The 20,006-nt window shown below is 57.3% G+C and carries 20 protein-coding genes and 2 tRNA genes; 13 read left to right on the plus strand and 9 right to left on the minus strand.

What is annotated here, in order from left to right:
- The first annotated feature begins 165 nt into the window (after nt 1-165).
- The 7 genes from modA (at nt 166) to ACA066_RS14980 (ending at nt 5,032) form a co-directional block, all read left to right on the plus strand.
- Nucleotides 166-933, plus strand: coding sequence for a molybdate ABC transporter substrate-binding protein (gene modA / locus ACA066_RS14950; protein ID WP_497695527.1), 768 nt, complete (start codon nt 166-168; stop codon nt 931-933).
- Nucleotides 934-1,614 carry a molybdate ABC transporter permease subunit gene (gene modB, locus ACA066_RS14955; protein ID WP_214383030.1) on the plus strand — a complete coding sequence of 227 codons (681 nt, stop codon included), beginning with the start codon at nt 934-936 and terminating at the stop codon, nt 1,612-1,614. It begins immediately after the preceding gene.
- A 3-nt stretch (nt 1,615-1,617) separates the two neighbouring features.
- Nucleotides 1,618-2,697, plus strand: coding sequence for a molybdenum ABC transporter ATP-binding protein (modC, locus tag ACA066_RS14960; RefSeq protein ID WP_497695528.1), 1,080 nt, complete (start codon nt 1,618-1,620; stop codon nt 2,695-2,697).
- Nucleotides 2,698-2,772: 75 nt separating this feature from the next.
- Nucleotides 2,773-3,813, plus strand: coding sequence for a DNA topoisomerase IB (locus tag ACA066_RS14965; RefSeq protein ID WP_497695529.1), 1,041 nt, complete (start codon nt 2,773-2,775; stop codon nt 3,811-3,813).
- A 71-nt stretch (nt 3,814-3,884) separates the two neighbouring features.
- Nucleotides 3,885-4,106: a hypothetical protein gene (locus ACA066_RS14970; protein WP_497699881.1), complete on the plus strand. Its 222-nt coding sequence runs from the start codon at nt 3,885-3,887 to the stop codon at nt 4,104-4,106.
- 115 nt (nt 4,107-4,221) lie between these two features.
- On the plus strand, nt 4,222-4,452 hold the full coding sequence (locus tag ACA066_RS14975; RefSeq protein ID WP_084319985.1) for a hypothetical protein: 231 nt from the start codon (nt 4,222-4,224) through the stop codon (nt 4,450-4,452).
- Between the two features lie 295 nt (nt 4,453-4,747).
- Nucleotides 4,748-5,032, plus strand: coding sequence for a hypothetical protein (locus ACA066_RS14980; RefSeq protein ID WP_214383023.1), 285 nt, complete (start codon nt 4,748-4,750; stop codon nt 5,030-5,032).
- Here ACA066_RS14980 and ACA066_RS14985 read toward each other — a convergent pair.
- Nucleotides 5,029-5,712 (minus strand): TetR/AcrR family transcriptional regulator, encoded by a 684-nt coding sequence (locus ACA066_RS14985; RefSeq protein ID WP_497695530.1) that lies wholly within the window; start codon nt 5,710-5,712, stop codon nt 5,029-5,031. The genes ACA066_RS14980 and ACA066_RS14985 overlap by 4 nt on opposite strands.
- A 154-nt stretch (nt 5,713-5,866) precedes the next feature.
- Between ACA066_RS14985 and ACA066_RS14990 the strand changes: the two genes are divergently transcribed.
- Entirely contained in the window at nt 5,867-6,703 is an 837-nt protein-coding gene (locus ACA066_RS14990) for an NAD(P)H-binding protein (protein WP_497695531.1), read from the plus strand.
- A 330-nt stretch (nt 6,704-7,033) separates the two neighbouring features.
- The gene (locus ACA066_RS14995) at nt 7,034-7,237 is read left to right on the plus strand and encodes a hypothetical protein (protein ID WP_497695532.1); all 204 of its coding nucleotides are present in this window, start codon (nt 7,034-7,036) and stop codon (nt 7,235-7,237) included.
- A 192-nt stretch (nt 7,238-7,429) separates the two neighbouring features.
- On the opposite strand, the gene ACA066_RS15000 is transcribed toward ACA066_RS14995, so the two are convergent.
- A complete protein-coding gene (locus ACA066_RS15000) occupies nt 7,430-7,747 on the minus strand; it encodes a hypothetical protein (RefSeq protein WP_497695533.1) in 318 nt (105 codons plus the stop codon).
- A 150-nt stretch (nt 7,748-7,897) separates the two neighbouring features.
- On the opposite strand from ACA066_RS15000, the gene ACA066_RS15005 reads away from it, so the two are divergent.
- The gene (locus ACA066_RS15005) at nt 7,898-9,439 is read left to right on the plus strand and encodes a methyltransferase regulatory domain-containing protein (RefSeq protein ID WP_497695534.1); all 1,542 of its coding nucleotides are present in this window, start codon (nt 7,898-7,900) and stop codon (nt 9,437-9,439) included.
- A 243-nt stretch (nt 9,440-9,682) separates the two neighbouring features.
- On the opposite strand, the gene ACA066_RS15010 is transcribed toward ACA066_RS15005, so the two are convergent.
- The 7 genes from ACA066_RS15010 to ACA066_RS15040 form a co-directional block, all read right to left on the minus strand.
- Nucleotides 9,683-9,841 (minus strand): hypothetical protein, encoded by a 159-nt coding sequence (locus ACA066_RS15010; RefSeq protein ID WP_497695535.1) that lies wholly within the window; start codon nt 9,839-9,841, stop codon nt 9,683-9,685.
- A gap of 50 nt (nt 9,842-9,891) precedes the next feature.
- A tRNA-Leu gene (locus tag ACA066_RS15015) sits at nt 9,892-9,978 on the minus strand.
- A 194-nt stretch (nt 9,979-10,172) separates the two neighbouring features.
- Nucleotides 10,173-10,246, minus strand: a tRNA-Cys gene (locus ACA066_RS15020).
- Nucleotides 10,247-10,426: 180 nt separating this feature from the next.
- Entirely contained in the window at nt 10,427-10,804 is a 378-nt protein-coding gene (nirD, locus tag ACA066_RS15025; RefSeq protein WP_497695536.1) for a nitrite reductase small subunit NirD, read from the minus strand.
- Nucleotides 10,804-13,365 (minus strand): nitrite reductase large subunit NirB, encoded by a 2,562-nt coding sequence (nirB, locus tag ACA066_RS15030; protein ID WP_497695537.1) that lies wholly within the window; start codon nt 13,363-13,365, stop codon nt 10,804-10,806. Before nirB ends, nirD begins: the two co-directional genes overlap by 1 nt.
- A gap of 23 nt (nt 13,366-13,388) precedes the next feature.
- Complete coding sequence (locus ACA066_RS15035; RefSeq protein WP_497695538.1) at nt 13,389-13,544, minus strand: hypothetical protein; 156 nt, start codon at nt 13,542-13,544, stop codon at nt 13,389-13,391.
- Nucleotides 13,545-13,715: 171 nt separating this feature from the next.
- Entirely contained in the window at nt 13,716-14,885 is a 1,170-nt protein-coding gene (locus ACA066_RS15040; protein ID WP_497695539.1) for an acetyltransferase domain-containing protein, read from the minus strand.
- A gap of 303 nt (nt 14,886-15,188) precedes the next feature.
- Between ACA066_RS15040 and ACA066_RS15045 the strand changes: the two genes are divergently transcribed.
- The 3 genes from ACA066_RS15045 (at nt 15,189) to ACA066_RS15055 (ending at nt 19,976) form a co-directional block, all read left to right on the plus strand.
- Nucleotides 15,189-16,928: a dipeptidase gene (locus ACA066_RS15045; RefSeq protein ID WP_497695540.1), complete on the plus strand. Its 1,740-nt coding sequence runs from the start codon at nt 15,189-15,191 to the stop codon at nt 16,926-16,928.
- 1,111 nt (nt 16,929-18,039) lie between these two features.
- Nucleotides 18,040-18,891, plus strand: a complete 852-nt coding sequence (locus ACA066_RS15050) for a sugar phosphate isomerase/epimerase family protein (RefSeq protein ID WP_497695541.1) — start codon at nt 18,040-18,042, stop codon at nt 18,889-18,891.
- A gap of 14 nt (nt 18,892-18,905) precedes the next feature.
- Complete coding sequence (locus tag ACA066_RS15055) at nt 18,906-19,976, plus strand: isopenicillin N synthase family dioxygenase (protein ID WP_497695542.1); 1,071 nt, start codon at nt 18,906-18,908, stop codon at nt 19,974-19,976.
- Nucleotides 19,977-20,006 lie beyond the last annotated feature (30 nt).

Genomic DNA, 20,006 nt, shown 5'->3' on the forward strand with positions numbered 1-20,006 from the left:
TTACGACTGCTTCGCAGCCGAGCGGGAGCAAGCTCCCTCGCCACAGAGATTTATTCGCCACCATTCAATCCTGCTCCAGCACATTCCGTTTGTAGGTATTTCGCTATATATTCCACTATATAGCGTTTCACTCCCCGCTGTATTTGCCTACCACGGAGCCGTTTCATGACCATTCGTGCCTCACGTTTTGCCCCAACCTGCCTGGCGAGCCTGCTCGCGGTGTTCGCCATCGGCACTGCCCAGGCCGATGAAGTCCAGGTCGCTGTCGCGGCCAACTTCACCGCGCCGATCCAGGCCATCGCTGCCGACTTCGAGAAAGACACCGGGCATAAACTGGTCACCTCCTTTGGCGCAACTGGCCAGTTCTACACTCAGATCAAGAATGGCGCACCGTTCGAGGTGTTCCTCTCGGCGGACGACACCACCCCGCAAAAACTCGAAACCGAAGGCGACACGGTCAAGGGCTCGCGCTTCACCTATGCCGTCGGCACCCTCGCGCTATGGTCGGCCAAGGACGGTTATGTCGATGCCAAGGGCAAAGTGTTGAGCGACAACCAATACCAGCATCTGTCGATCGCCAACCCGAAAGCCGCGCCTTACGGCCTCGCCGCCACCCAGGTACTGGCCAAGCTGGACCTGACCGACAAGGTCAAAGACAAAATCGTTGAAGGCCAGAACATCACCCAGGCTTACCAGTTCGTTTCCACCGGCAACGCAGAACTGGGCTTCGTCGCCTTGTCGCAGATCTACAAAGACGGCAAAGTGACCAGCGGTTCGGCGTGGATCGTTCCAGCCAACATGCACGAACCGATCAAACAAGATGCGGTGATCCTCAACAAAGGCAAGGACAACCCGGCCGCCAAGGCACTGGTTGACTACCTCAAGGGGCCGAAAACCGCTGCTGTCATCAAGTCCTACGGCTACCAACTCTAAATGACCCTATCGAGTGCCGACTTTTCCGCGATCTGGCTGACCCTGAAGCTCGCGTCCCTGACGACGGTTATCCTGCTGGTGATCGGCACTCCGATTGCGTTATGGCTGTCGCGCACCCAGTCCTGGCTGCGCGGTCCGGTCGGGGCGATCGTCGCCCTGCCCCTGGTGCTGCCGCCCACGGTGATTGGCTTTTATCTGTTGCTGGCGCTCGGCCCTAATGGCTTTGTCGGCCACTTCACCCAATCACTGGGGCTCGGCACCCTGACATTCAGTTTTGCGGGGTTGGTGATCGGTTCGGTGCTCTATTCGATGCCGTTCGTGGTCCAGCCGCTGCAGAACGCTTTTTCTGCCATTGGCACCCGCCCACTGGAAGTGGCCGCGACCTTGCGTGCCAATCCCTGGGACACTTTTTTCAGTGTGATCCTGCCGCTGGCCCGACCGGGTTTTATCACGGCGGCAATTCTCGGTTTCGCCCACACCGTTGGCGAATTTGGTGTGGTGCTGATGATCGGCGGCAACATTCCCGACAAGACCCGCGTGGTCTCGGTGCAAATCTACGATCACGTCGAAGCCATGGAATATGCCCAGGCCCACTGGCTGGCCGGAGCGATGCTGGTGTTCTCGTTTGCCGTGTTACTGGCGCTCTACTCCAGTCGCAAAACCAAAGCAGGCTGGAGCTGATTGATGATTCATACCCGTCTGAAACTGCACTACTCGGGGTTCGCCCTGGATGTGGATTTGCAACTGCCGGGCCGTGGTGTCACCGCGCTTTACGGTCACTCCGGCTCGGGCAAGACAACGTGCCTGCGCTGCATCGCGGGTCTTGAACGAGCGGAACGCGGATTTATCCAGGTCAACGATGAAGTCTGGCAAGACAGCGACAGGAAGATTTTCGTCGCACCGCACAAACGCGCGCTCGGTTATGTCTTTCAGGAAGCCAGTCTGTTTACGCATTTGTCGGTGCTGGCGAATCTGCAATTCGGACTCCGGCGAATCCCGAAACAACAGCGCCGGGTCGACATGGCTCACGCGACTGAACTGCTGGGCATCGGCCATCTACTGGATCGTCACCCACAAAACCTTTCCGGCGGCGAACGGCAGCGCATCGGCATCGCCCGCGCCCTGCTGACCAGCCCGAAGCTGTTGCTGATGGACGAACCGCTGGCCGCACTGGATTCGCAACGCAAAAGCGAAATCCTGCCGTACCTGCAACGGTTGCACGATGAACTGGACATTCCGGTGCTGTACGTCAGTCATTCCCAGGATGAAGTGGCGCGACTGGCCGACCACATCGTCCTGCTCAGCCACGGCAAGGCACTGGCCAGCGGCCCTATCGGTGAAACCCTGGCTCGCCTCGACTTGCCATTGGCGTTGGGCGATGACGCCGGCGTAGTGATTGAGGGCCATGTCAGTACGTATGACGCGGACTATCAATTACTGACCCTGCAATTGCCGGGCACCGCGCTGAACATTCGCGTGACACACACACCGATGGACGCCGGCCAGGCACTTCGCTGCAAGGTTCAGGCACGTGATGTCAGCCTGAGCCTGCAAAGCGTCGAGCACAGCAGCATCCTCAATCGTCTGCCGGTGACGGTGGTCAGTGAAATGGGCGCGGACAATGCCGCCCACGTGCTGATTCGACTGGACGCGGCCGGCACGCCGCTGCTGGCACGGATCACCCGCTACTCCCGGGATCAATTGAACGTGCACCCCGGCCAGCAACTCTGGGCGCAGATCAAGGCGGTGGCGGTGCTGGCGTAAATCCGCTGGCACGTCTGCATCGGCACGCGGTCAATGCCTGTAACGGCCCCTGATTCGTCGCCAAGGATTACCGCCATGCCCGATTCCGCATTGCCCGACGTGCTGCCGCCCGACCTGCACTACGTCGACGACACCCAGCCCGGCATCACTCGCAAGAAACTGCGCGGCAAGTTTTGCTACTTCGAGCCCACGGGTCAGCGCATCACTGATCCGGACGAAATCAAGCGCATCAACGCCCTCGCCGTGCCCCCGGCCTACATCGACGTGTGGATCTGCGCCGACCCGCGCGGGCATCTGCAAGCCACCGGCCGCGATGCCCGGGGGCGCAAACAATACCGTTATCACCCGCGCTGGCGTGAAGTGCGTGATGCCGATAAATACTCGCGGCTGCGGGACTTCGGGCTGGCTCTGCCGAAGCTGCGCAAACAGCTTGAAACGCTGTTGGAGGCGCCGGGTTTCAGCCGCGACAAAGTCATGGCCACGGTCATTACCCTGCTGGATGCGACGTTGATCCGGGTCGGCAATACGCAGTACGCGCGGGACAATCGCTCCTATGGGTTGACCACCCTGCGCAACCGTCACGTCGAGGTCAACGGCAGTGCGATCCGGTTCCAGTTCCGTGGCAAGAGCGGTGTCGAACACCAGATCACCGTGAAAGACCGGCGCCTGGCGCGGATCATCAAACGCTGCCAGGAAATTCCCGGGCAAAATCTGTTTCAGTATCTGGATGAGAACGGTGAACGGCACACCGTCAGCTCCTCCGACGTGAATGCCTACCTGCAAACCCTGACCGGCGCCGACTTCACGGCCAAGGATTACCGCACCTGGGCCGGCAGCGCATTGGCGTTGGCGGTGCTGCGCGAATTGCAGTGGGAACCGGAGTCGGATGCCAAGCGCCATGTGGTGGAGATGGTCAAGGACGTCGCCAGGCAACTCGGCAACACCCCGGCGGTCTGTCGCAAGTGCTACATCCACCCGGCGGTGCTCGAGGGTTTTCTGCTGGGGGCATTGGCCGAGTTGCCGCGCCCCAGAACCCGAAAAGGCCTCAGGGCCGAAGAAGTCGGGCTGGCGATGTACCTGGAACGGATGATCGAAGCGTCTCAACCGACGAACTGACCTGTCCATTTTTTGCACGATCACAAATGGCTTCTATAGTTGTTGTGACAGAAATCAGCTTCGGTGACGCCATGGAAGACATTTACGTTGTGAAGCCCTGCAACAAGATCATCGTTCATGGTCGTCGAGCCGGGGAAGCCGGTCATCCGCCACCTGACGCTGAATGTTGGTACCGCATCGCCGATACCCGCACCAATGGCTTCATCGGCGACGGCTATGATGTTGAAGAAGATGCCCATCGCGCCTGCCGTCAACTCAACGCCCGATCGCAGGTGAAGGCCCGACAAGGCTGAAGTCCGGGTCTATACTGAAAATGGCTGAGGGAACAGCGATCCCATCGGCAGAAAGCTCGCTCCAAGCGGGCTTTTTGTTGCCAATTGCCAGGTTTCTTGAACGGAGGTGTTTGCCATGTCCGAAAAAGAGTCCATCACCACCCTGCTCACTCTGCTTGATTCCCGCCAGGCTCGCTTGGCCGCGGCGTGCAAGGAAATCGCCGACTGGGTCGATCATCAAGGCGGGCACCCGACCGCCCTCAGAATTCGTGATCGCCTGAACGACATCGAGAAGGATGCGCCACTGATCCGCAGCACGTTGTCCTCGCTCAAGCCTGTCGACCCGCCGCTGCCAAGGTTCAGATGATTCGATCTGGACCCCGGACACGCAAGCACGGTCTGATTCAGGGCGCATGAACGGCGACGTTTTCGTCACCGTGCACGTACTTGCCTGATCATCTACTGCTGAACCCCCACCCGGCCTGGCGTCGGGATTTTTTTGCCCGGCCATTTCACACAGCGTTCACAAATCACGCCGTACAGTGAACCTACTCCTTTTGATGAACCCCTTGGCCCGCCCGCATGCGGGCCATTTTTTTTGCCCGTCGAACGTCATTACTTGCGGGAGGTCCAACGATTACACGTCACCAAGGAGGCGTCTGATGGTTACTCACTTCAAAGTTGGCGGGCATCTGGCCTGCGGTCACAAAGGAAGCAAACTCACCTCAACCACTGAACTGACCCGGGTGAAATGCAGAAGCTGCCGAAACACCGATGCGTTCAAGGATGCGCGCAAAGACCAACGAAACGCTGCACGCCGCGCCGCACGCAAAGCCAAAGTCACTCACACCGCCAATGACTGGCGCGCTGCGTGGGTCGAACGGCTTACCGCGATGGACGGCCTGCAACGATTGCCTCGGGGCTTTACCGGTCAACCTTTCGTTTAACAGGCAGGTCTGGCGGTTGCGACGCCCTTCGTCCCAGCCGCCAACCCGGTGAATTCACGCAAAGACATTCGCTTGAATGCTTCGACCAATCCGCGCCCTTCTTCGGGTGCACAGGAGATGGCCAGGCGCATGGTCGCTTCACCCAGGTGCCAGATTAAAAAGGCCGAGGCCCGGACCTGCCCCACGTCACTGCCTGGATACACCCGCAGCATCACGTCAGCCAGCAACCCGCCGGCAATCCGGCTTTCCTGCAGCTGGAGCGCCATGAGTTGTTTGTCTGCCTGCATGCCCGACCAGATGTCGCGCATCGCCGGTGTCGCCAGCACGATCTCGTAATACTCGTCGAGCAACGCTGAAAAGGCTGCGTTCAGCCCTTGCGCATCTTCAACCGCCGCCAGCGCCGCTTCGATACAGCGACGGCTTTCGGCGTTGTAGCGCTCTGCCAGGGTCTGTATGACCGAACTTTTGTCGGGAAAGTACTGATAAAGCGAGCCGATCGAAATACCGCAGCATTCTGCGATTTCACTCATTTTGAGTTGATCGCTGCCCTTGCTCGCCGTCAATTGGGTCGCCGCCGCCAGGATTCGCTCCTGACGCTCGCGACTGCGCTGCTGTGTGGGATTGCGCCGGGCCGGCTCGGAGACAGGCAGTTCGACGACTTCGGTGGTTTTCTTGGGCACTTGGCGCGCTCCCGATCAATAACATGACATAGGCTCACCTTAGCACTGCCCGTACGTCGGTTTCATCGATTCTGCCGGTTGACGTTAAAACATGAGGGTTTATCATCTTTAAAACATGAGCATCACTCACATTAAACCGATGGAGATGAACGCGATGAAAACCACCCAGGAAACCATCCTGATTCTCGGCGCAACAGGCAAAACCGGGGGGCGAATTGCTCAGCGACTGAAAGCGGACGGAGTGCCTGTCCGTCTGGGCTCTCGTGGAGCAAATCCTGCTTTCGACTGGGAGGATCGAAGAACGTGGGCAGCCGCGCTCGATGGCATTCGCGCCGCCTACATCTCGTTTCAACCAGACCTCGCGGTACCCGGCGCCGTTGAGACCGTGCAGGCATTCACCGATCAGGCGGTCAAGAGTGGAGTGCGCAAACTGGTGCTGCTGTCGGGGCGCGGCGAAGTTGAAGCGGAACAAGCCGAACGCGTCGTTCAAAACAGCGGGGCCGACTGGACCATCCTGCGGGCCAGCTGGTTCTTTCAGAACTTCAGCGAAGCCCATTTTCTCGAACCGATTCTGCAAGGAGAACTCGCCCTCCCCGTCGGCAACATCGCCGAGCCCTTCGTCGACGTGGAAGACATCGCCGAGATCGCAGTCGAGGCGCTGACCAGGCCCGGACACGCAGGCCAACTGTATGAATTGACGGGTCCGCGAGCATTGACCTTCGCTGAGGCCGTCGCTGAAATTGCCCGTGAGACACAAAGGGATATTGCGTTCGTTGCATTACCGCCAGACGCCTATCGGCAGGCGTTGGAACAGGCACAGCTACCCGCCGAATTGATCGATCTGGTGCTTTACCTCTTTACCACCGTACTCGACGGCCGCAATACGCCGGTGGCCGATGGCGTACAACGTGCTCTGGGTCGCCCGGCGCGGGACTTCAGCGACTATGTTCGACGCACTGCCGCCACGGGTGTCTGGGCAAGCGAAGTCTAATATTGAAGCGCCCCGCGCGGTCATTCAGTAATTCGGTGTGCATCAGCCGTCACTCAACTACTGCACACTGAATTTATTATTAGTCGTCTTTTTGTATTCATCGATCATCCAAACAGAAACACCGTCGCTGCGTACGGTGTTGCATTCTTTAACATACTCTTTATATGTCACGCAGATCACGTATCCAGCCACCTTCCAACTCCCTTTTGCTTCCGGGTAAAGCGTCGTTTGCCGCTCCCTTTTTTGGCGATAAACCGTTTCCTCAACTAGGATTTCTAACGCATCGGAAACGTGCCAACCTTAATGTGAAGACTGATCAAGGAGGGATAAATGACACCGATTCGTATGGCGGAGAAAACCTACCGCACCTGGTCCAGCCCGATCTTGCTGGAGCTTAAGGAGAGAGAGCATCAGCTGGAGCCGGCACATCGCCAGGCACTGCAGAATATTCTGATGGAGAGAAGGCTCGTTGACATCGGAAGCCCTACCGACATCGAGCGGCGCGGGAAACGGGAAACCGACAGTCAAAAATAACGGACCGAAAACAAACAAGGGTTTGCATCAGCTTTCGCCCGCAAACCCTTGATTTTAGATGGTGCCGAAGCCGGAATCGAACCGGCACGCCCTTACGAGCGGGGGATTTTAAGTTATTCGTGTCGTGACATTGCTCGATCTTACCCAACATTGATTCTTCTTGCTCAAGCTTACTAATTCTTTACGGATCAGTTACTTACAGAGGAAAACAGTAGAGATTGAGCTTCCTAGAGCCTGCTCGGCATTACCCAGGATTCCCCGCAAAAGTTTCCATAGGGTTTCCATGAGTTTCCATGGACAAACGCTCACCCAATCGGAGGTCATGACACGCGCGACAACAAATTCCGCGTCACCAAGCAATCGATCGATACCCGCTGCGTCTGCCCAGCAGGAAAAACTGAGGCCATTTTTTACGACGACATGGCCGGTGGGTTTGCGATTCGAGTCACAGCTGCCGGCGTCAAGCCATTCATCCATGTACATGACGCTGGGGTTTTCGGTTTCGATCATGGCGGCAAACGCCGTTTCCACGCTTTCATGCAGCCTCCCCATGAGTGGCCTGTACAGTCCAACCCGCCTACTTAATTTCCTGCTTGTGGCGTGCAATAGTTTCCCTTTATAACGGACAACTTTTCACTCCCACATAAAAGGATGCAAACCATGAGCAACGCTTGGAACGAAGGTTATTTCACGGACGAGGATTACGTTTACGGGTATTGCCGAGAAATCAATCCCGTGTTCCAGCGCTATTGCTTACTGTTGCGTGGTTTTGCCAGCTTGGAGAGTGCTGATGCCTACCACTGTGAACTGGGCTTTGGCCAAGGCGTCTCGATCAACATCCACGCCGCAGCCAATCCAGGGTGTTACGTGGGAACCGACTTCACCCCAACCCAGGCTGCCCATGCCAACGAACTGGCGGCGACCTACAGCAGCAATGCGCAGTTTTATGATGACAGCTTCGAACAACTTCTGGCCCGCGAGGATCTGCCGCAGTTCGACAGCATCAGCCTGCATGGCATCTGGGCCTGGGTCAGCCACGACAATCAAAAAATAATCGTTGAATTCGCCCGTCGCCACCTCAAGCCGGGTGGGCAGTTGTATGTCGACTACAATTGCGCGCCAGGCTGGTCACCTATGGCACCGCTGCGCAAGCTGTTGAGCCTGCATGACCAGTATGCAGCTCCATCATTTCGCCCGAGCGATCGCGTTGATGCCGCGCTTCAATTCTCCGACGCTCTGCTTGCAGCCAACCCTAAGTACGCCGAAACGGCCCCTTACCTTGGCGCCAAGCTACAGAGCATCAAAGGCCAGAATCGCCAGTACGTTGCCCATGAATACCTTAATCGAAACTGGAGTTGCCTATACTTCACCGACGTGGTGGACGCTCTAAGTCCAGCCAAGCTTGATTACGCCACGACGGCGGTACCGCTGGATGCAGTCAATCCGCTCAACCTGAGCGATGAAGGCATGGACTTTTTGGAGGGCATCGAGCACCCAATCATGCGCGAACAGGCGCGTGACTACTTCGTTAATAAGCAATTTCGTAAAGATCTGTACATGCGTGGCGCCCGCAGGCTGCCGGCATCTGAGCAGCGCGAGAAGATGCTCAAAACACGTTTTGTCATGCTGCAAGTTGCAGACAGTGTATCGAGCACCATCAAAGGCCCTGCCGGCGAGGCCACGCTTCAAGCAGAGATCTATGGCCCGGTACTCGAAGCCCTGTCGGCGAAAGCCTACGCACCCAAAACTCTACGACAGTTATCAGGTGCCCTACCTGCGATGACTTTTGATGACTTGCTTCAGGCCGTCAACGTGCTGGTGGGCATGGGAGCGGTTGCACCCTGCCAGGGCGAAGCAGCCGAAAAGCTGGTGCAGGAGCGCTGCAATACCCTGAACTTGCAGCTGTGCAAACGCTCGTTGTTCACCAACCAAATCCAGACCCTGGCTAGCCCGGTAACAGGTGGTGGCGTGTCGGTCAGCCGCTTCGAACAGTTGTTCCTGATCGCCATCAAATCAGACAAAAAGCAGCCGATTGATTGGGCGAAGCTGGCGTGGGGTATTCTCAGCGAACAAGGCGAGGTCATCGTTAAAGGCGATCAGCCTATCATTACCGCCGAAGAGAATATTGCCGAACTGAACGAACAGGCCAAATCGTTTGCTGAAAAATCGCTGGTCGTTCTCAAAGCGTTGAAAATCGCTTAGCCCTTAGGTATGTGTCGCGGCGGTCAAGTATCAGAGAAGATGCCTACCGCCGCTTGTCCATGCGAAAAACCCGACCACTTCCTGCAAAGAACTTGGTAGTTTCCCCATCGACCAGAGTAAATATACCTCCCCAGTTCAAGTCGGCATCTTCAATGGATTCGCCTTCCCCCCCCATGAAGATGCCGACACCGCAGGGCCTACATTTGTACTCAAAAAGATCTTACTGAGTGAGCCAGGACTCGACTACGTCTGCGCCGAACTGGTCCACTCTTTTAGCAGCTTGTGATTGCCGCCTTTGGTTTCGATCACTTCGCCAGTGTTTGCCGTGTCCCAAAGTGGAACCCTAGGTGCATGTTTCTCCGCGTGTCCGTCTAACAGATACCGTATAGACACGAAAACCATCCACCCAACAAAAAAGGCCTACGCCGCTAAGCGTAAGCCTTTGATATATATGGTGCCCGAAGCCGGAATCGAACCGGCACGCCCTTACGAGCGGGGGATTTTAAGTCCCATGCGTCTACCAGTTTCGCCATTCGGGCGGTAGCGCGGTAAGCAGTCTGAAGGCTGACAAATGTGGATCTGTCAGTTCTGACGCTTGTGCAACAGAGGACGAAATATATACATCCCGTCCCGGTGAAGCAAGTTCGCAAATGCCCATTTCAAGACTAATTCTTGCAGGACAATGCAAATAAAAAAGCTCCGTAAATCATCGATCTACGGAGCTTGTTTAAAGTGGAGGCCGAGGTCGGAATCGAACCGGCGTAGGTGGATTTGCAATCCACTGCATAACCATTTTGCTACTCGGCCTCAAACATCTGATGTCATGTAGCACAACACCAAACGCGTACAAACTTGGAATCAGATTCGAGATCTAACCCCTTGAAAACATTGAGCTTTTTCAGCGGTCAGTGCTTTCGATGGCGTGAATTATGTACTGATTTCCGAAGGCTGGCAACCCCTTGATTTCAAAAAAAATTTGCCCGGTGATCAGTCCAGACGAATCTGAACCACGCTCTCCTCCAGCCGTACCGGCCAGACACGCAGACGCTGTTGCGGATATTCCAGGCAACTGCCGTCCTCCAGCCGGAAATGCTGTTTGTAGATCGGTGAAGCGACGACGAGATCACCCTTGATGCTGCCCACCAATCCACGACCGATGACGTTCGCCCCGGATTGCGGGTCATGGTTGTCGATGGCATAGAGGCTCCGACCCTCGGCACCCGGCAGGTAGAACAGCGCCACTTGGGCGCCATCGAGCCAGACGACAACGCCGGAGTTGCTGACCAGATCCTGCTGCGCGCACACGGTTTGCCAGATATCGGTGTTGACCACAGAATCGATGCGTCGGGTAGTGGACTGGCTCATCAGGCAGGCTCCTCGGTGACAGGGATAAGGTTGAGTTCGGCCGCCATGATCGGGCGCCGTTGACCACGTTCCTGGACAAAGTGGATGTCCGGGTCCGGGCGTTTATCGTTGACGAAGGTGCGGAAGCGCTTGAGTTTCTCGGGGTCTTTGAGTGCGTTGGCCCACTCGCATTCATAGCGGTCGACCACCAGCTGCATTTGCGATTCAAGTTCCGCGCCAAGCCCAAGGCTGTCGTGGATGATGACGTCCTTGAGGTAATCGAGGCCGCCTTCGAGGCTTTCTCGCCACACCGAGGTGCGCTGCAGTTTGTCGGCGGTGCGGATGTAGAACATCAGGAAGCGGTCGATGTAGCGGATCAGGGTGGCGTCGTCGAGGTCGGTGGCGAACAGCTCGGCGTGGCGCGGGCGCATACCGCCGTTACCGGCGATGTAAAGGTTCCAGCCTTTCTCGGTGGCGATCACGCCGACGTCTTTGCTTTGGGCTTCCGCGCATTCGCGGGTGCAACCGGACACCGCGAACTTGAGCTTGTGCGGCGAGCGCAAACCTTTGTAGCGGTCCTCGATCGTCAGGGCCATTTGCACGCTGTCCTGCACGCCATAGCGGCACCAGGTGCTGCCGACGCAAGACTTCACGGTTCGGGTCGATTTGCCGTAGGCATGCCCGGTTTCGAAACCGGCTTCAATCAACTCGGCCCATATGTCCGGCAATTCATGCAACTGAGCGCCGAACAGATCGATACGCTGGCCGCCGGTGATTTTGGTGTAGAGGTCGTATTTCTTCGCCACCACACCGATCGCGATCAGCTTGTCGGCGGTGATTTCGCCCCCGGGAATGCGCGGCACCACCGAATAGGTGCCGTTTTTCTGCATGTTGGCCATGAAGGTGTCGTTGGTGTCCTGCAACGGCACCAGCGACGCGTCCATGATCGGCTGGTTCCAGCACGAGGCGAGGATCGAGCCCACCGCCGGTTTGCAGACGTCGCACCCGGTGTGGCCACGGCCATGTTTGGCCAGCAGTTCTTCGAAGGTGATCACCCCTTCTACCCGCACCAACGCATAGAGTTCCTGACGGGTGTAGGCGAAGTGTTCGCAGAGGCTTTTGTCGACGCTGACGCCACGGGCAATCAGTTCATGCTCGAAGACTTGCTTGAGCAAACCGGCGCAACCGCCGCAGCCGGTGCAGGCCTTGGTCTGCGCCTTGAGCAGGCCGAGGTCGGTGCAGCCACCGTCGATGGCCGAGCAGATGGAACCCTTGGTGACGTTGTGGCACGAGCAGACCGTGGCCGACTCGGGCAATGCGCCCGGGCCCAGTGTCGGCGCACCTTCGGAGGACGGCAGAATCAGGCTGGCCGGTTCCGACGGCAGGGCTATGGCGTTTTGCGTGTACTGCAGCAGCGTGTCGTAATAGCTATTGTCGCCGACCAGCACCGCACCGATGACATGCTTGCCGGAGGCATCCACTACCAGCCGCCGATAGCTGGCCGTGGTTTCGTCGATGAATTGATAACTGCGCGCACCCGGCGTGCTGCCATGGGCGTCGCCGATGGAGCCGACATCGACGCCCAGCAGCTTGAGTTTGGTCGACATGTCGGCGCCCATGAAGGGCTCGGCGACCTCGTTGCACAAGCGTGCCGCGACGCTGCGCGCCATCTGGTAGCCCGGCGCGACCAGGCCGAACAGGCTGCCATTCCACGAGGCGCACTCGCCGATGGCGTAAATGTCCGGATCGCTGCTCAGGCACTCGTCGTCAATCACGACGCCGCCGCGCGGACCGATGTCCAGCGCGCATTGCCGGGCCAGCGCATCTTGTGCGCGGATGCCGGCCGAGAAAACGATCAGGTCGGCTTCGAGGAACTCGTCGTTGGCGAAGTTCATGCGGTAGCGATACTCCTCGCCCACGCTGATCGACTGAGTAGCGCGCGACAGGTGCACACCGACGCCCAGCCTTTCGATCTGCGACTTGAGCGCAAGGCCACCCATCTCGTCCAGCTGCACCGGCATCAGGCGTGGAGCGAATTCAACGACATGCGCTTCCAGGCCCAGGCTTTTCAGCGCATTGGCAGCTTCAAGACCCAACAGCCCCCCGCCCACCACGACGCCACGTCGGGCATTACCAGCGGCGGCGCGGATGGCGTCGAGGTCTTCAAGGGTTCGATACACCAGGCGTGAATCGCCCTCCGCGCCTTCAATCGGCGGCACAAACGGATAAGACCCGGTGGCCAGGACCAATTTGTCGTAAGGGACGCAACCTTGCGCGGTGATCACCTGACGACGGGCGCGGTCGATTTCCAGCACCGGCACGCCCAAATGCAGGGTGACGCCCGGCGTCTGGTACAGCGAGGCCTCACCAAGGGCCAGGGATTCAGCATCACGACCAGAAAAATACTCGGAAAGATGCACGCGGTCGTAGGCGCGCATCGGCTCTTCGCTGAACACGTGCAATCGATACTGTTCAAGCGCGCCCCGCTCGATCAACTGCTCGACGCAATGATGGCCGACCATGCCATTGCCAATCACGATCAGCGTTTGCAATTTGTTCGACGCGGCAACATTGGAATTCATAAGAAGCACCCGGCTAAAGCGGTTCAAAAAGCAAAAAAAAACGCCTGAAACCTTTCGGTTCCAGGCGTCTTTGCCTGTTCTTTTGCGGTGTTAAACCAGACGTCTATGCCTGACTCACCGATGTTGCCCACGAATCGATCGTCGTTGACCGAGGGGGCTGCCCACTCGACTGCATTCATGGTGGGCCTGTTCGGTGTGTTGCAGTGTTTGTGCCAGATCGCAAAAGTGCTGCTCAGGGGCGGCCTCTCTGACGTTTCGGCATTGAATTCACCGCGAAAACAGGCCGCTCTTGCCTTCGCATAGTGCAACGAGATGCAGCACGGCTTTATAAAAGTGCACAAATGGCGTCATCAGAGATACTTGAGCCAGGCAATGTCTCGACGTCGAGCCTTCAACAAAGAGAACCAACTGACCGGACGATAAAGCGCAATCGCCAGCAAGACTGCCACCAGCCAGACAGTGCCTACCGACGTGAAACCAAACCACGCGCCCTGGTTCAACCCGAACAGCGCGACCGCGATGACATACAAAACCTTCAGCGCGTACAGGTGCAACAAATAGAAAAACATCGGCGCCGATCCGAATACCGTCAGTGGACGCAGCCACCGGCGCTTCTGCGCATGCTCAAACCACAGAAGCAACAAGCATCCAGCGCTAAGGGTCAGTGCAACAAACAGCAGCGATGGCGGATATTTGGTGATGTTGAAAAAACTCATCAGCGTTTGCAGAGGCGTCTCGCCCACGCTCCAGGGCTTTTCGCCATAACCCTTGAGCAGCCGCAGCGCAATGAATCCCGCCAGCCCGGCGACACCACCGATCAGCAATATGCGTTGACGCACCTTGGCGTCCGCCGCTCGCCCGAACCACGGCCCCATGGCATAACCCAGGCCGATCACGCCAATCCACGGCAGCACCGGATAGGACGTGCGCAGCCGAAATCCTTCGACCAGTTCGATCCAGCCGCGATCATGGAGAATCGCCCAAGGCACGTGCATCGCCGATTCCACTGGGAAGTGCAAAGTGTCCAGCAAATTGTGCCCGGCGATGATCGCCAGGCTCAAGAGCAGCAACATCGGACGCGGCAGCCAGACCAATAACGACAGCGCAATCATGCTCAGGCCGATGGCCCAAATCACCTGCAGGTAGATAACGGTCGGTGGAAACTGGAACGTCCAGGCGAAGTTCACCAGGGTGAACTCAAGCACCACCAGAAACAGACCGCGCTTGAACAGAAAACTGCAAACATCGGCCTTGCCGGCGTATTTCTCGCCGTATAGCCAGGCCGACAGACCGGTGAGCAACACGAAGACCGGCGCGCACAAATGGGCGAGTGTGCGGCTAAAGAAAAGCGCGGGTTCGGTCGTGGCGATGTCCATGGGGTCGGACACCTGTCGATGCAGGAAAAAGGTTTCGCGGACGTGGTCGAGCAGCATGAACAGAATCACCATGCCTCTCAATGCATCGATGGAAAGGAGCCGGCCGACTGCCGTGCCGGTGGAACGAGGAGGCGCAATGGTCATGGAGATTCGCAACACAAAGGGTGAATAAACGTGTCCCGCAGAACAGCTTGCCGGGCACCTTATATTGTTACCCTATAACATATCCAGCCATTTTTTTATCTGCGCGCATTCAGAAAGACTCGGGAAGCCATGTAGGAGCGAGCTTGCTCGCGATGGTCGTTAACGAAAACGCGTGTTGCCTGGATAACGCGGCGTCCTTTAGACCATCGCGAGCAAGCTCGCTCCTACAATGTTAGTTTGGTAATGTTTTGTTTCATTAATCAAACACTTCTAACTCACCACCTGCAAAGGAATGCCCCAGCAATGGACTTCTCATTCAAGCACCTGGCCGTGACAACCCTGATGTTGACCAGCCTTTCGTCGTTCACCACGGCCGCGCACGCCAACATCACCCCACAACAGAGCGCGACTATCCTCAAGACGTTCAGTGACGCATCGGCAACCGATTTCAGGCAGTTCCTGACAAGCCTGGCCAAGACCGACCTGGCCAAAACCGATGACCTCGGCGCGGCGATCAGTGCCTTCCTGGACAACAAGACCCTTTCCGCCGACCAGCAGAACGAAATCCATCGCCTGCTGGGCCTCTATGCGCGAGTGAAGTACGGCAGCGCGGCCACCGAAACGCTGCGTGAGCTGGTGGCCATCCCGACCTTCCGCGTGGACGGCGTTGCCCAGCACGACAATCCTGAATTCATCAAGATCGCCGACAAGATCAAGAGCCTTGCCCAGGCCTTCAACCTTAACTTTCGCAACATCGACAACCGCGTCTATGAGATCTCCCTCGAGGGCACTGGCAATGAAGTGGTCGGCATTCACGCCCACGCCGACGTGGTGCCCGTGACGCCGGAGAACTGGGTCCTGCAAGACGGCACCAAACTCGATCCGTTCAAGGTCACCCTGATCGGCGACCGCATGTATGGCCGGGGCACCGAAGATGACAAGAACGGCATCGTGGTGGCGCTCTACGCCATGAAGGTCATCAAGGAAGAGAAACTGCCACTGGCGAGGAATTTCAAGCTGCTGGTCGACACCACCGAGGAAACCTCCGGCGACGCCATCCCCTATTACTTCGAACACAACTCGACACCCAACTACAACCTGGCGCTGGATGGCGGCTACCCGGTGGTGATTGCCGAGAAAGGCTACGGCACCGTCATGGCCAACTTCCCCAAGCGCAAGGCTGACGGCAAGGGCGCAGAAATCACCTCGATGACCGGCGGCCTGGCCACCAACCAGATTCCGTCGGCTTCGGTCGCCACTCTGCTGAGTGACAAGCCCGCCGAATTGGCCAACAGCCTGCAGAAGGCTGGTGCGGAGTATGCCAAGCGCAATGGCGGTAATTTCAGCGTGACCGCCAAGGTCGTCGGCAAGGACGTCAAGCTGACGGTTACCGGCGTTTCCGCCCACTCCTCCGAGCCAGAATCAGGCATCAACCCGGTTTCCCGGATGCTGGTCTTCATCAATGGCCTCGACGGCAAGGTCGCGCTCAAGCACAACCACATCACCGACGCCGCCCGCTACGCCGCCGACAACTGGGGTCTGGATTACCTGGGCGGCAAATTGGGAGTCGGTTTCTCTGATGCCTTCATGGGACCGCTGACCACTTCCCTGACGTATGTCGGGATGGATGAAAAAGCCTTTAAGCTCGCGGTCAACCTGCGCGTGCCAAAGGGCAAGTCCCCGGAAGCGCTCAAGGCCGAAATCGCCGACAAGATTGGCGCCTGGAGCAAGCAGTCCCACGTTGCAGCGACTTTCGACTACTCGATTGCCGAGCCGATGTACCGCAACCCTGAGGGTGAATGGGTCAAGGCCCTGCTGGCCGTGGCGAGCGAAAACCTTGGCATGAAACACGAGTACGGCACCTCTGCTGGCGCCACCTCGGTTCATGAATTGCCCAATGGCGTGCAGTTCGGCCTGGCCCGGCCCGAGGTCAAATACACCGGCCACACCGACAACGAGTTCAAGACCGTCGACCAGTTCCTGCTGGACCTGCAGATCGTGACCGAAATGATGGGGCGCATCGGGCAATTGCCGAAACTTTGATCCACTGTCGGACCCGCCGTTCTGGCGGGTCCATCTCTTGATCCGATTTCCTGAAAGCAGTCTTTTCATGCCTTCGCATCTTCATTGCCTATAGAGCAACGATGTCTGAATGGCCTCACGGTGACCTCAGCGTTGCTTGATGATCTGCTCAATGAAATCGCTGGAACGAAAAAAAGAGGCCGAAGCATAAAGCCGATCAGTTAAACGAAAGCTGACCCTTGTAGGAGCGAGCTTGCTCGCGATGGACGTTAATAACGCGTATTTTCTGGATAAACGCGTCGCCTTGAAGTCCATCGCGAGCAAGCTCGCTCCTACAAATCTGCTTAACTGACTGGCATTAGGCCGAAGCCTCTTTTTTCTGATGCCGAGCGTAAAAAAACGCGCCAAAAAAAAGCGCCACTCAATTGAGTGGCGCTTTTTTTGTATTTGGAGCGGGAAACGAGACTGAAATCCACGATCTTTCTCCTTGAAAGTATTGATGTTTTTCTGTGACCAATGCTTTCGATGTACGGGATGATGTACACATTTTTTAAGCTTTCAAAGTGATCAAATTTTACAAATCGCTTCTGCACCTGATTGCAAGAGTCAAGGAGCTCTGCAGCTGAGTGGCTACGGTGGCAGCTCAGTGGTTCTGGAATTTGCGTAGGAGCGCGATTTTCGTCCCGATTCAGACTATAAAACCTGCTCTAAAAAGTTATTACACAACCTCGGCCAATTGTGACCCGTCGCAGCAGGCAGTTTTCGGCCAAAATCAGACCATTAGCAGCCAAGGTTCGCTTGGGAGTCTTCAAAATGATGCCGTAACAATGGCATCTCTCGCTAATAGCCAGCGTAGACACGTACTCGACCATAAAATCCTTCTTGTGAAGCGCGATAAATAGCTAGCTATTTGTTGATGAAAGTCTGAAGTATTGATTTGAATTTTCAGATTCTTTCACGCCGCCGCCTATGCCTAACATCGACTCCACAGCGCACTGGCCACAGCAGCGCTTAGTGGAATCCATCACGCAGAGACTTGGCTCAAAAATCCTCTGCCGTTGCTGGCCATTGATCGTCGACTGGCACCGTCGAAGTAATTTTGCCGTAGGCCTAAAGATTTTGAGGATCACCGATGAAGCTGGAAATTTTCCGCACGCTGTGGGGTTATACCGCCAGCAAAGCCCAGGCGCTTGAAGAGCTGCTGCACGCGGGCTTTGATGGAATGGAAGCACGTCTGCCACTAGACGCCCGTGAACGGACTGAGTTCGCCGCCTTTCTCCAGGCCAACCGCCTGGGCTACATCAGCACAGTCTTCACCGCGTACGATGTTCTGCCGGATCAGTCGGCCTCCCCCAACGTTCACCTCAATGACCTCGATCAGAAACTCGCCTGGGCCGCCGAGCTCGGCCCACGCTTCGTCAACGTGCTGGCGGGCAATGATCGCTGGTCCTTGCCACAACAAGTGGAGTTCTTCGGTCAGGCACTGGAACTGGCGCGCAAGCATGGTCAAGTCTGCAGTTTCGAAACTCACCGCTCGCGTTCGCTGTTCAACCCTTGGGTGACCCTGGAATTGATCCGGCAACTGCCCGATCTGTTGTTCACCAGTGACATCAGCCATTGGGTAGTCACCTGCGAGCGTCTGTTGAATGACCCGGCCGATGACCTGAGCGCTTTCATCGAGCGGGTTCACCATATCCAGGCCCGGGTTGGTTATGACCAGGGGCCGCAGGTTCCGCACCCGGCGGCTCCCGAATATGCAAAAGAACTGGCCTTCCATCAGCAGCACTGGGAAAGCATTTGGCGCTCGCAGCAAGCCCGCGGCTATCGGGTCAGCACCCTGACCCCTGAATTCGGCCCCGACGGCTACCTGCATCACTTGCCCTTCACCAATGTCCCGGTCGCCGACCTGTGGTCATTGAACGTGTGGATGGGCCAGACCGAGCGCGAACACTTCGAGCGTTTCCACCACTCAAGCCATCCTTAGGGAGTCGATGCGTCATGCCTGACAATAAAAACAACAGCGCCAGCAATGACACACACAAAGCCAACTTCAATAGCATCCCGGTGGTCAACATCGCCGGTCTGTTCAGCTTTGAACTCGAACACCGCCTGGCCGTGGCCGAACAATTGGGGCGCGCCGCCAGTGAGGTCGGGTTCCTCTATATCACCAATCACGGTATCGACCCGCAACTGATCGCCAACCTGCGCAAGGCTGCCAAGGACTTTTTCGACCAGCCCTTCGACACCAAGATGCGGCACTACATCGGCACCTCGCAAACCCACAAGGGCTTTGTGCCCGAAGGCGAAGAGGTCTATTCCAAAGGCAAGCCGGACCACAAGGAAGCTTTCGACGTCGGCTTCGAAGTCCCGGCCGATGACCCTCTGGTGCTGGCCAACACGCCATTGCTGGGGCCCAACGACTGGCCGCAGCTGTCAGGTTTCAAGGCGTCGGTGCAGGCCTACTATGAAGCGATCTTCGCCTTGGGCCGGCGTCTGTTCGGCGGCTTCGCCCTGACCCTGGGCCTGGAAGAAAACTATTTCGACAGCCTGGTCACCCGTCCGCCGTCCAAGCTGCGCCTTATCCACTACCCCTTCGACGGTGCCGCCCATGACGCGCCGGGTCTTGGAGCCCATACCGATTACGAGTGCTTCACCATCCTCCTGGCCGACAAACCAGGCCTTGAAGTGATGAACAATCTTGGCCAATGGATCGATGCACCACCGATTGCCGATGCCTTTGTGGTCAACATCGGCGACATGCTGGAAGTGATGACGGCAGGCGCATTCGTTGCCACTGCGCACCGGGTGCGGAGCGTGAAGGAGGAGCGCTATTCCTTCCCACTGTTTTATGCCTGCGACTATCACACCCAGATCAAACCGCTGCCCGGGTTCACCCAGGCAGGCAACGACTACGAAGAAATCACGATCGGCGAACACATGTATGGCCAGGCACTGCAGACCTATCAGTATCTGCGCCAGAGGGTGGCCAACGGGGAAGTTCAACTGCCAGGCAAGGCACGCAAGCCCGCCAGTTTCGGACATTTGAAAAATCAGACTCAAACATCCTGATTGAAGTTTTCAGTTAAACCCTTACCTACG

This window comes from Pseudomonas sp. LBUM1651 (assembly GCF_059716135.1).